We start from the raw sequence: 12,521 nt of genomic DNA, 5'->3' as shown, positions 1-12,521 counted from the left end.
ATTAATTGATTGATTTTAATACTATTTTAGAGTTATCGGCTTTTGAGATTTGTTTTCTAAAATCTCTATAATCTTTATAATCCGTATTAGGGTATTGACCTTTTTTAATAAATAATCTTCGTTTGTAAGTAATTATATTATCAGAGCTACTTATCTGAAACTGGTACTCCCCAAATTTATTTTTTATGGTCATATTTTCTGGTAAAGCTTCAACTTCAAAACCTTTTGGAATTTCTATCTTAAAAGTGTCTTCATCTAAGTAACCTCTAGAGATATCTATTGGCATTTTTCTAGATCTATACCTCGTAGGTACATAAGAATTTTGATTAAAAACGTTTGGCTTAAATAATAACCTTTCACCAGAAACTGTAGCATAAGAACTTGCTCCCAGTTCTATATCTTCGGTAAATTCTACATCAATCTTGTTGTTAATAAAGTTATACTTTAAAATTTCTAGATTGTTAATATAACTCCAGTGATATTTGTAATATTCAACAACCTTATCATTTGGTTTTCGCTCTATATAGAATCTATTATCGTATTGTAATCCTTTGGTCTTTCTACTAATTTTGGAAGTAAAACTACCATTAGCATTTAATTTTATGTCTGCTTCGGTTGACTGATGGTTTAAACTGTCTAAATATACTTTTGTTTTCACAATCTCACTGGCATTAGGTTTTACAACCAATACATTTCTGTTATCTGTAAAATCGCCAATAAAATTAAAAGGGTGTAATTGACTTGTACAATCTAACCAAACCGTATCGTCATCTGTTGGAATAGAAAGAATGATATGATTTCCTTGTTCTAAAGACGCAAAATCATCTTCCAAATCTATTATTTCGTCACCAGCCTCTACAATACAGTAGTAAGATGTTACACCAACCACTTCTAATAAAGACTTGGTATAATTGGTTAACCCTTTACAATCTCCATACTTTAGTTGGTCTACCTCTAATGCTGGTATTGGTTGCACTCCACCTATACCTACTTGCACACTAATATATCTGGTATTTTCTTGAACAAATTTAAAAACAGCTTTTGCTTTTTCTATTGGATCACTAAGGTTGGCTGTTAATTCTATAACTTGTTGTTTTGTCTCTTCTGTAACCGTATTTCGTCCTTTCAGAAGCGCATCATTCATCCAGTCACCAAACTCTAACCAGTTTTTTGCTTTTCCTTCTACTCCATAAAATGAAAAGTTTTCCATTGCCACTAATACTTGTGGGTAATAGTTGTAATAGGAAGGACTTAAATCTTCTGGAGATATAGGAAGAGCATTTTCTAATGTGTAGCTTAAGGATTCTGGCGAGTTACTCTTTGTAATGGTATAATCTTGAAGATTCTTTTCTTTAAATCTCATTCCTAAACCTACATTGTCTGTTAATTTATATACATCTTTTTGTACACCAACATAATATCCGCTTATTGGTCTCCATGTAGGAATTGCAGCTGTGTTAGATGATTCTATCTCGCAATAAAATTCAACAGTATAAGGATATGTTGCAGGTGTATATCCCATTAGTAATACCCTAGAATCAGAGTATAAGGTTCCGCCATCAACTGCACTTCTATCAATAAAATCCTTCTTCTTAAATTTTTTTATCTCTTCTCCCTCTTCATTAAAGATTTTAGCTTCAATTTTTTTGATTTTGCTATACTTATCATAACCAACATAGGCACCAACAGCAGAGTTCCCTTTTTCATTTAAAACAGTAACTATTCGCTTTTCAACAATGCTTAGCTCGTCTATAGATGTTACATCAATACTAACATCATTAAGTCTTACAATTGCATTAGCTTTAGCTTTTAATTCTTCGGGAATTGAGTTGGATTTATATAATTCTTCGGATTGTGAAAAACCAGCAATAACAAAAAAAAGAAATATTGCTGAGGAAATATATTTTATACAGGGCATTGATTGACTGAATTGAATGGCAGCACAATATAAAAAGTAAAATTAGCCCATCCAATATTTTATGTATTAAAATCCCTACAGCAACCTAATAATCGATAAACTGCATTTTTTCAATAAGTTATAATGCTATTCTTTATTTTTTGAATCAATAATTATAGTTACAGGACCATCATTAACTAAGTGTACTTTCATGTCTGCCCCAAACTCTCCTGTTTGTACTGTTTTACCCAAACTATTTTGTAGAGTTTCAACGAAGTTTTCATATAAAGGAATGGCTACATCTGGTTTTGCAGCTTTTATGTAGCTTGGTCTATTGCCTTTTTTGGTACTGGCATGTAATGTAAATTGACTTACTACTATGATCTCACCAACAGCACCTAATAACGATTCGTTCATCACACCATTTTCATCTTGAAATACGCGAAGATTCACAATCTTATTACACAACCAATCTATATCGTCTTGGGTATCTTCGTTAACAATACCTAACAGAACCAAAAGACCTTCTTCTATTGATGCTACTTCTTTTTTATTTATCACCACAGAAGCCTCAGAAACTCTTTGAATTACTATTTTCATTCGTTATTCCAATTATCGGTTCTGTAATGCTCTTCCTCACCTTCTAAAATTTGAATATAACTTCGGTATCTAGAATAAGACACTTCATCATTTTCTAGTGCTTCTTTAACAGCACACTTTGGTTCTTTTAGATGCAGGCAATTATTGAATTTACAATCTTGTTTTAAAGCAAAAAACTCAGGAAAATAATCACCGACTTCTTCCTTTTCCATATCCACAACTCCAAAACCTTTAATACCTGGCGTATCAATGATTTTAGCATCAAAACTTAAGTCAAACATTTCTGCAAAAGTGGTTGTATGCTGTCCTTGCATATGCTGTTCTGAAATTTCTTTTGTCCTAAGATCTAATGATGGCTCTATAGCATTAACCAAGGTAGATTTACCAACTCCTGAATGACCAGAAAACATACTTACTTTTCCTATCATTAGCGCTTTTACCTTATCGACATTATAACCTGTAGTTGCAGAAACCTCAATACACTCATATCCTATTTTTCTGTAAATGCTTTCTAAATACTTTACTTCGAGTAGCTTTTCTTCCTCGTATGTATCGATTTTATTGAACAGTAAAACAGTCTTTACCGAATATGCTTCGGCAGTCACCAGAAAGCGATCTATAAAACTTGTAAACGTCGGTGGATTATCTATAGTAACCAAAAGAAATACTTGGTCTATATTGGCTGCAATAATATGGGTTTGCTTAGATAGATTTACCGATTTTCTAACAATGTAATTAGTTCGTTCTTCAATACGATGGATAACACCTGTTTCGGTATTGTTCTTGGTTTCTAGCTCAAATTCTACTTTATCTCCTACTGCAATCGGGTTGGTACTTTTTATACCTTGAATCCTAAATCTACCCTTAATTCTGCACTCATAAAACTTACCGTTCATTGTTTTAACGGTATACCAACTTCCGGTAGATTTATAAACTGTTCCTGTCATTCAACAATTAAATAATAACAAAGTAACAACTTTTCATTAAAAAAGTCTTTACTTTTATATATAATCAAAACCTAACACAATGAAAAAAAATTTCTTACTAGCATTAGCCATTATTGTAGGCTTTATTTCGTTTTCTTTCATAAATAAAGAAAACACAAAAGATGAAAAACCAACAAACCAAGTTGAGTACAAAGTAATTACCAGTGTAGAATCTATTGTTCCTAATGGATTGGGACGTTCTAGACTTATATCTTCTAATGTTGATAGAGATTATTCTGAATTCACCTCTGAACAAACCGAAGAAGACAAAACAAGAAACAAATCGAAACGAAAAGATATTCGTGTTAAAGATTTTGAGGAAACCAAACTCCTTAACTTCTATAATCTAGGTGGAATTCGTTTTCAAAACATTGTTGCCAATGATGCTCTTGTTGCTTCTAAATTAACAGCAATGGGCAGTGAAGGCTGGGAACTTGTTTTTGTAGCCAGCTCTTCTGAAAGTGATGCTGGAAAAGATGATGGGCAAGGTATTTTTGTAACCAGATATATCTTTAAAAGAAACTTATAATTTCAATAATAAATTAAAAAGGCTCACAATTGTGAGCCTTTTTAATTTAGATTTAGCGATTAATTATCTCTTCTTGATGGTTAATTGATTCTTGATGAATGGCTTTAAACATTCTAAGAATAAATTCTTCACTTAAGTTCTTTTCTTCTCCTTGTAAAATCATTTTACCCAAAATTTCATTCCAACGCTTGTTTTGTAAAACAGCAACATTGTGCTTCTTTTTTAAACTACCGATATCGTCAGCTACCTGCATACGTTTCCCTAAAATTTCAATAAGCTGATGATCTATAACATCTATCTTAGTTCTTAATGTGTTAATCTTGTTTTTAAACTCTGCAGCTTCACCAACTTCTTTTCGTATGCGTAAGTCTTCCGTATACTTTATTAAAGTTTCTGGTGTAATTTGCTGAGCAGCATCACTCCAAGCATTATCAGGATCGTGATGTGTTTCTATCATTAAACCATCATAATTTAGGTCTAATGCCGTCTGACTTAAATCAAAAATAATGTCTCTACGACCAGCGATGTGAGATGGATCTAAAATTAATGGCAAATCTGGAAAACGGTTTTGTAAATCTACTGCCAATTGCCACTCTGGATTGTTTCTGTAACGTGTTTTCTCATAGGTTGAAAACCCTCTGTGAATAACACCTAAATTCTTAACATCAGCGGTATAAAAACGCTCAACAGCTCCAAGCCATAATGATAAGTCTGGATTTACAGGGTTTTTAATCAAAACAGGTTTGTCTGTTCCCTTCAAAGCATCTGCAATATCTTGTACTATAAAAGGACTTACCGTTGTACGTGCACCAACCCAAAGAATATCTACATCGTGCTTTAAAGCTAATTCTACATGATTGGCATTGGCTACTTCTGTAGTAATAAGCATACCTGTTTCTTCTTTTGCTTTTTGAAGCCATTTTAAACCAAGCGCTCCTACTCCTTCAAAATTACCTGGACGCGTTCTTGGTTTCCAGATACCTGCTCTAAACACCGTTGCATCACTATCTTTTAGCTGATGTGCTATTTTTAAAACTTGTTCTTCTGTTTCTGCACTACAAGGCCCAGCAATTACCAGTGGATGATCTAAGTTAAAAGCATCTAACCAGTTCCTTAATTCTTTCTTGTTCTCCATCTTACTATTAATCTTTTTCTAAAATTTTATTCTATTCCGTTTAAAATGTCTTTAATATGATTTGTGGTTTCCATCTCTTTAAAAACCGATTCAAAATCATCTTCTTGCATCAGTTTTTTAAAATGTTTTAGGTTTTCTATGTACTCATCTAAAGTTTCAATAACATTAGATTTATTTTGTTTAAAAATAGGAGTCCACATGGCTGGCGAACTTTTTGCCAAACGTACAGTACTTGCAAAACCACTGCCTGCCATATCAAAAATATCGCGTTCGTTTTTCTCTTTTTCTATTACCGTTTTACCCAACATAAAAGAGCTTATATGCGATAGATGTGACACATAGGCTATATGTTTGTCGTGAGCTTTAGGATTCATGTATCGAATACGCATTCCCAAATCCGAAAACAATTTCAATGCTTTTTCCTGAAGCTTGAATGCCGTTTCTTCAACTTCACAAATAATATTTGTCTTGTTGTTATATAAATTATGAATTGCTGCCTCTGGACCTGAAAATTCTGTACCCGCAATAGGATGAGCCGCCAAAAAGTTTCTACGTTTAGGATGATTCTTTACCTTTAGACAGATATCTTCTTTGGTTGAACCTGCATCAAACACAACGGTCTCGTCCGAAACCAGATCTAATACTTTTGGCAACACTTCTAAAGTGGCATCTACAGGAATAGCCACAATAACAACATCTGCTTTACTTAAATCTTCATAAGTAGCCTTTTTATCTATAATACCTAGAGTTTTTGCTTTATCTAAATGTGACTCGCTTTTGTCAATACCATACACAACACATTCTGGGTTATGCCTTTTTATATCTAAGGCAAAACTTCCACCAATTAACCCTAATCCTATGATAAATATATGTTTCATCTGTCTAAACTCTCGCTATCGCTTCTTTAATTGTTTCTTCTGGTGAGCACAACGAAAAGCGCACATAGCCTTCACCATTGCTCCCAAATACTGTGCCTGGTGTTATAAATATTGAATGTTCTTTTAATACTAAATCGGTAAATTCCTCAGACTTTAGATGTGGAGGTAACTTTGCCCAAACAAACATACCTGTTGCATACTCATCATAGGTACAGTTTAAAGCTTCTGCTAGTTTCCAAACAAGTTCTCTTCTTTGTTCGTAAACACTATTTAAACTTACAAACCACATATCTGAACATTTTAAGGCTTCAATAGCACCTTTTTGAACAGCATAAAACATCCCAGAATCCATATTACTTTTTACCTTAAGCACTGCACTAAGATGCTCATAACTACCCACCAACATACCAACTCTCCAACCTGCCATATTAAAGGTTTTACTAAATGAGTTTAACTCTAAGCAAACTTCTTTTGCATGGTTATAGCGCATTATGCTAATTGGTTTTTTATTTAGAATAAAACTATAGGGATTATCATTAACAATTAAAATATTGTGTCGTCTTCCAAAGGCAATAACTTCATCATAAAACTTATTAGGTGCATTAGCTCCAGTTGGCATGTGCGGATAACTAATCCACATTATCTTAACCTTCCTTAAATCTAATCGTTCTAAGGCAACAAAATCTGGTAACCAATGGTTATCTTCCTTTAAATCGTAAAAAACTGGTTTTGCTTCTAATAACTTGGTTACCGCTGAATAGGTTGGGTAACCTGGATTTGGAATCAACACCTCATCACGTGGATTTAAAAAAGCCATAGAGATATGCATAATTCCTTCCTTACTCCCTAAAAGAGGTAAAACCTCAGTTTGACCACTCAGGTTTACTTTATATTGCTTTTTATAAAAATTTGCAATCTCTTCTCTTAACTCTGGTAAACCTTGGTAACTCTGGTATTTGTTTGCTCCCTCTTCATCCAAGCTATCTTTTAAAAGCATCGTCGCTTTAAAAGGCGGCTCTAAATCTGGGCTACCAATACCTAGGTTAATTATAGGTTTTCCTTGAGATTGCAAAAAAGCCACTTCTCTTAACTTTTTAGAAAAGTAGTATTCTTCTACATGCTTTAAACGGTTGGCTACTTCAATCATGTTTTTGCATTTTTATATTCACCTAACACTTTAAAATTCTCAGCCATAATCTGCATAATCGCGTATGCTTTTTCATAGTCCTTATAGTCATCGAAAGTAACGTCTACAAAGAAGGCATACTTCCAAGGCGTCTCTATTTTTGGCAAGGATTGTATTTTAGTTAGGTTTAGTTTACAATCACTCATTACATTGAGTATTGTAGCTAAACTACCACGTTTATGGTCCAATTCAAATTTTAAGGATGCCTTATTGATTCCTTTTCGTTCAAGGTTGTTATTTTCTCGCTTAACAATTACAAAGCGTGTTTCGTTATGTTTTATGGTTTGTATGCTCTCTGCTAAGACATCTAAATGATACAAACTTGCTGCATTTTTACTTGCTATAGCTGCGACTCCTTTAATAGAATCTTCTGCAATTTGTTTAGCCACATCTGCCGTATCTTTTGCTTCTACCAACTTTATGTATGGATAATCCTTAAAGAACTGTTTGCATTGTAATAATGCCATTGGATGTGAGTGCACTTCCTTAATAGTTGCTAAGGCTTCCCCTTTTAACGCTAATAAATTATGTTGAATATCTAAATAATACTCACCTACAATACTTAAGTTATGATTATCTATAAGTGCGTAATTAGGAATTATGGAACCTGCTATAGAATTCTCTAAGGCCATTACCATCGTATCCGTGCTTTTCTGTAATAGATTATCTACAGCATTATCAAAAGACATGCACTCAATAACTTCTGCTGTAGAGCTAAAGTACTTTTGAGCCACTTCGTGATGAAACGACCCTTTTATTCCTTGTATGGCTATTGGTTTTGTCATAACAAAAAAAAGTCCCGAACAAATCGAGACTTTTTAAACTTATATTTTATTCACTAAAACATACTAAGCCTCGTTTCTTTTGTTAAAAAAGAAATAAAACCAGTTATAATATGTTTTAGAGATATGTATCATAATATTCTGTGGCTAATGTAATTAATATTTTCACAAATCAAAATTGTTAGTCATTCTTTTTTGAATTAGGTCTAAAGTTTTAAAGATTTTATAATAAATAATGTGTCCTTTAAGATATTAACTATTTTTGATTAAATATTCAGGATTATGTCTATTGAAGTAAATAACATTTCAAAATTATATAAAGATCAAAAAGCACTAAACGATGTTTCGTTTAAAGTGAATGACGCTGAGATTGTTGGTTTTTTAGGCCCAAATGGCGCCGGAAAGTCTACAATGATGAAGATTCTCACAACATATATTGAAGCGTCAGAAGGTTCTGCTAAAGTGAATGGCTTTGATGTTTCTCAAGATAAAAAAGGGGTTCAAAAAAGTGTAGGTTACTTACCAGAACACAATCCACTTTACATAGATCTTTATGTAAAAGAGTATCTCAACTTTAATGCTAATGTTTACGGTACTACAAAATCTAGAATAGACGAAGTCATTGAGCTGACTGGACTGACTCCAGAAGCGCATAAAAAAATAGGACAACTTTCTAAAGGTTACAGACAACGCGTTGGGTTAGCTAATGCCTTATTACATAATCCTGAAGTCCTAATTTTAGATGAGCCAACAACCGGTTTGGATCCTAACCAGCTGGTAGATATTAGAAACCTCATTAAAAACATTGGTAAAGAAAAAACGGTGTTTTTATCAACCCATATTATGCAAGAGGTTGAAGCCATGTGTGATCGTGTTATAATTATAAACAAAGGCGAAGTTGTTGCTGATAAGTACCTTAAAGATTTAAGAGAAGGCCAAGAACAGGTTATTATAGTTGAGTTTGACTATCGTGTTGAAGATGCTTTTCTACAACGTTTACCTAAAGTAAATAACGTAAAAAATGTGCACGATTTTATTTACGAAATAACATTCTCAACCAAAGAAGATATGCGTTCTCATGTTTTTGATTTTGCACATGATAACGAATTGAAAATTCTTCAGCTTAACCAAAAAAATGCAAGTTTAGAGAGTTTGTTTAGGGAATTGACGAGTTAAAATTTTGGAAGTTTTTTTAGAATTTCTAAGTAATATATTTATTGAGGCACTGCCTAATATCTTAAAATATCTTGGTGCTACTTTTAAATGGCTTTTTTATTTAGGCAAAAAATCTTTTACAACTATTTTACAAGAAGGATGGAATAGGTGGCTTGGATTATTTGTAATTGTTTTAACAATAGTAATAATCGTAAACCTTAGCTAATCAAAAAACAACTGCCCAGTATAAATACGTTCTACATCTACAATTGGTGGCTCGTTTACTGAAATAACATTTCCTGTTCCTCGTAATATTCCTGTGAGTGATGATTGCGGATTTACAATCATATCATTACTACCTCTGTGATTAACATCTACATTTTGAGCGATTAAATTTTCACCTTCAAAACGCCCAGAACCAGAGAAAAAACCAACAAACAAGTCATCTACTTCACCATCAATATAAAAGGATGAAATATTATTTGAGGTGATATGTAAACTTTCTGAATTTATAGATAACCTAAAATCACCAACGGTAAAATCAACAGCTTCATTAAAATCTTCTGAGAGTAATCTCAAAATCGGATAGGTCAATATACCGTTTGATGACACTTCATACTGAGATGATGTTCTTATTTCTGTAAGGTTTGGAGCTTCAACATAAATCTTTGTGATGCCATAATCTCTTACATAATTACAATTATTATTATCTGTAAGGACTAATCTATTACCAATAACTTCAACTTCTACATCGTTGATTAAATTCTCACCTGTTTCAATAATAACTTTATATTCTGGTGCTTCAGTTATGATTAATTCTATATCTCTATTGACTAAAATTCTTTCAAAGTCTACAACATCAACGTCTTGTTGAATGATTAAACCTGATGTTTGAAAGCAATCGTTAGCATCTTCGCTATTGCAAGCAAATATGAGAAACGCACATAAATAAATTAGTCTTTTCATAATCTTACTCCGATTCCAAATTCAACAGCTTCAGCCTTTGCTCCATGAGATTTTAAGGTTATGGCTCCAAATAACTTCTTACCAAAATAGCGTTTTAAACCAATTCTTAAGTACATTCTACCTTCAAAATCATAAGGATAATATACATAGTATCCTACTTGAGATTCTATTGACATTTTATTGATAAACAACTCATGACCCACAAATAGTCCCACACGTTTATAATCTTCATCTCCAGTAACGTCTAATTCAGGAAAAGACACCGATTGATAGTAAATCAGCTCTTTTAAAAAGTTTGAAAAGAAAACATCTACTCCAAACTGAATAGCACTGACATGACCAAGTCTCTTATCAGCATAAGCCGACAAAATATAAAAGGGATATTGCCCACTACCTATAATATCGCTTTGGTTAATGCCACTTCTAAAAGCTATATTATACTTAATACGTTCGGTGAATTTTTCATCGCTTAGATTATCTATATACTCAGCATCTTCTTCATCTAAATTATAGGTTAAACCCAAATTTAGCGTCATAGAATTAACACTTGTGTTTGGCGCCTTTACATTAGCATTTGAATAATGCACCAAAGACAGACCTCCTTGTAAACCGAAACGATTAAAAATTCGCTCTTTTTTATAATTAAGCATCACATAAGTAGAACTTAGCAACCTCGATCCAAAAGCTATATTCTTATGATTATCTACTTTGTCATACGGATTGGTATTATAGGCAATACCTTGCCCAATCCTAAACATAAGGTTGCGTTTGAAAAAGTAAAAATTGTAATGCGCATAGAGCCCATAATTTTCCCCTAGTACATCATTCTTTAAATCTTGATAAATAAACGATGCTCCATAATCTGGATAATTGAATCGCTGTTGCCAGGCTTCCTCTCCAAAGGTTTTTTTATTCCAGCTTAGAATAACACCTTCTGGATGTCCTTTAATAAGATGAAGAATATCGTTATTGTGAAGTGCAATATTTCCTGAGAAATAATTGACATCTAAGTATGAATTTGAGTTATTATTATTTTGAGAAAACAACAATAATCCAAACAAAAATGTAAAAACTGTAAGCCAGTACTTCATAAAAAATTGGTTACTGGCAAAAGTAACAGAATAATTAATTTAAAAACAAGGTTGCTACTAAAGATAACACTGTTATTGCCATTAACTTTAACGCAAAACCGACTTCTAATTTATACTTTTTCATGTGATTTGGTTTTGGTGCAAATTTCTGTAATATCACGCTTGTAAATTTTAGCAAGACAGCAACAAAAAGTTAAGAAATCATTATTCTATAGCATTAATGTTATCCTTATGTAAGCAAAGAAATTTCTTTAAAATACTTCTGAAGCAATGGCTTTAATATTTTCGCTTTTACCCATAGAATAGTAATGCAATGTTGGTATTCCTGCATTCTGAAGTTCCTTAGATTGCTCAATACACCACTCAATTCCAACTTGTCTTACAGCAGCATTGTCTTTGCATTTTACCACTTCAATAATTAAATCTTCTGGTAAATCTACATGGAAACGATGCGGAATTAAATTCAACTGTTTTTTGGTTGCAATAGGTTTTAACCCTGGAATAATTGGCACTGTAATCCCTTCTTTTCGGCATTTATCTACAAAATCGAAATATTTTTTATTATCAAAAAACATTTGGGTTACAATGTAGGTCGCTCCATTCTTTATTTTCTTTTTTAGGAAGTGAATATCACTATCTAAACTTGGCGCTTCCATATGTTTTTCAGGATATGCACCAACACCAATACAAAAGTTAGTAGCGCAAGTATTGAGCAATTCTTCGTCTAAATATTTTCCATTATTAAGATCTTCAATTTGAGACACCAAATCACTAGCATAAGCGTGTCCATCTTTTTCGGGTTTAAAATAAGTCTCACTTTTAACAGCATCTCCGCGCAAAGCCATAACATTATCGATACCTAAGAAATCTAGATCTATTAAGAAATTCTCAGTATCCTCTTTTGTAAATCCTCCACATAAAATATGAGGAATAGCATCCACATTGTATTTGTTCTTTATGGCAGCACAAATACCAACGGTTCCTGGTCTCTTCTTTACAATTTGTTTCCTAAGCAACCCATTCCCTACGTCTTTATACGTGTACTCTTCTCTATGATATGTAACATCAATAAATGGAGGATTAAACTCCATTAACGGATCAATATTATCAAAAATAGATTGGATATGTTGCCCTTTTAAAGGCGGTAAAATCTCAAACGATAACAAGGTTTTTCCGTTGGCGTTTTTTATGTGTTCTGTTACTTTCATACTAATGCCTGCAAAAGCAGGTATCTTTATAAATCCTCACGAAAGTGGGAATCTCATTTATTTGTAATTATTCTTTTAGCGTTACCCTATCAGGTCGCGCTTTTCGTT

General features: G+C 32.8%; 12 protein-coding genes. 2 read left to right on the top strand and 10 right to left on the bottom strand.

Annotated features, from left to right (window positions below; translation table 11 throughout):
* Position 1: 1 nt before the first annotated feature.
* The 3 genes from MST30_RS08185 to rsgA form a co-directional block, all read right to left on the bottom strand.
* Entirely contained in the window at positions 2-1,918 is a 1,917-nt protein-coding gene (locus MST30_RS08185; protein WP_243470933.1) for a DUF3858 domain-containing protein, read from the bottom strand.
* Positions 1,919-2,044: 126 nt separating this feature from the next.
* Entirely contained in the window at positions 2,045-2,497 is a 453-nt protein-coding gene (dtd, locus tag MST30_RS08180; protein WP_243470932.1) for a D-aminoacyl-tRNA deacylase, read from the bottom strand.
* Complete coding sequence (gene rsgA / locus MST30_RS08175) at positions 2,494-3,444, bottom strand: ribosome small subunit-dependent GTPase A (protein ID WP_243470931.1); 951 nt, start codon at positions 3,442-3,444, stop codon at positions 2,494-2,496. The genes dtd and rsgA overlap by 4 nt, the downstream gene beginning before the upstream one ends.
* Positions 3,445-3,523: 79 nt before the next feature.
* Between rsgA and MST30_RS08170 the strand changes: the two genes are divergently transcribed.
* Positions 3,524-4,012 carry a hypothetical protein gene (locus MST30_RS08170; protein WP_243470930.1) on the top strand — a complete coding sequence of 163 codons (489 nt, stop codon included), beginning with the start codon at positions 3,524-3,526 and terminating at the stop codon, positions 4,010-4,012.
* Positions 4,013-4,064: 52 nt separating this feature from the next.
* Here MST30_RS08170 and MST30_RS08165 read toward each other — a convergent pair whose 3' ends face one another.
* From MST30_RS08165 to MST30_RS08150, 4 genes are read right to left on the bottom strand one after another with little or no spacing between them, the layout of a single operon-like run.
* On the bottom strand, positions 4,065-5,147 hold the full coding sequence (locus MST30_RS08165; RefSeq protein WP_243470929.1) for a bifunctional 3-deoxy-7-phosphoheptulonate synthase/chorismate mutase type II: 1,083 nt from the start codon (positions 5,145-5,147) through the stop codon (positions 4,065-4,067).
* Positions 5,148-5,173: 26 nt separating this feature from the next.
* On the bottom strand, positions 5,174-6,025 hold the full coding sequence (locus tag MST30_RS08160; protein ID WP_243470928.1) for a prephenate dehydrogenase: 852 nt from the start codon (positions 6,023-6,025) through the stop codon (positions 5,174-5,176).
* Between the two features lie 4 nt (positions 6,026-6,029).
* Positions 6,030-7,172 (bottom strand): pyridoxal phosphate-dependent aminotransferase, encoded by a 1,143-nt coding sequence (locus MST30_RS08155; RefSeq protein WP_243470927.1) that lies wholly within the window; start codon positions 7,170-7,172, stop codon positions 6,030-6,032.
* Positions 7,169-7,996: a prephenate dehydratase gene (locus MST30_RS08150; protein ID WP_243470926.1), complete on the bottom strand. Its 828-nt coding sequence runs from the start codon at positions 7,994-7,996 to the stop codon at positions 7,169-7,171. Before MST30_RS08150 ends, MST30_RS08155 begins: the two co-directional genes overlap by 4 nt.
* Positions 7,997-8,275: 279 nt before the next feature.
* Here MST30_RS08150 and gldA point away from each other — a divergent pair, with 279 nt between their 5' ends.
* Positions 8,276-9,169 (top strand): gliding motility-associated ABC transporter ATP-binding subunit GldA, encoded by an 894-nt coding sequence (gldA, locus tag MST30_RS08145; RefSeq protein WP_243470925.1) that lies wholly within the window; start codon positions 8,276-8,278, stop codon positions 9,167-9,169.
* 201 nt (positions 9,170-9,370) lie between these two features.
* On the opposite strand, the gene MST30_RS08140 is transcribed toward gldA, so the two are convergent.
* The 3 genes from MST30_RS08140 to metF all read right to left on the bottom strand — a co-directional run bounded on the left by MST30_RS08140 (position 9,371) and on the right by metF (position 12,413).
* Entirely contained in the window at positions 9,371-10,114 is a 744-nt protein-coding gene (locus tag MST30_RS08140; protein ID WP_243470924.1) for a head GIN domain-containing protein, read from the bottom strand.
* On the bottom strand, positions 10,111-11,205 hold the full coding sequence (locus MST30_RS08135) for an acyloxyacyl hydrolase (protein ID WP_243470923.1): 1,095 nt from the start codon (positions 11,203-11,205) through the stop codon (positions 10,111-10,113). The genes MST30_RS08140 and MST30_RS08135 overlap by 4 nt, the downstream gene beginning before the upstream one ends.
* A gap of 251 nt (positions 11,206-11,456) precedes the next feature.
* Positions 11,457-12,413 (bottom strand): methylenetetrahydrofolate reductase [NAD(P)H], encoded by a 957-nt coding sequence (gene metF / locus MST30_RS08130; protein ID WP_243470922.1) that lies wholly within the window; start codon positions 12,411-12,413, stop codon positions 11,457-11,459.
* Between the last annotated feature and the right edge of the window lie 108 nt (positions 12,414-12,521).

This window comes from Winogradskyella sp. MH6, from assembly GCF_022810765.1.
In the GTDB taxonomy this organism is placed as follows: Bacteria; Bacteroidota; Bacteroidia; order Flavobacteriales; family Flavobacteriaceae; genus Winogradskyella.
Note: the sequence above shows the minus strand (reverse complement) of the source record. Positions and strands in the feature narration are given on the sequence as shown.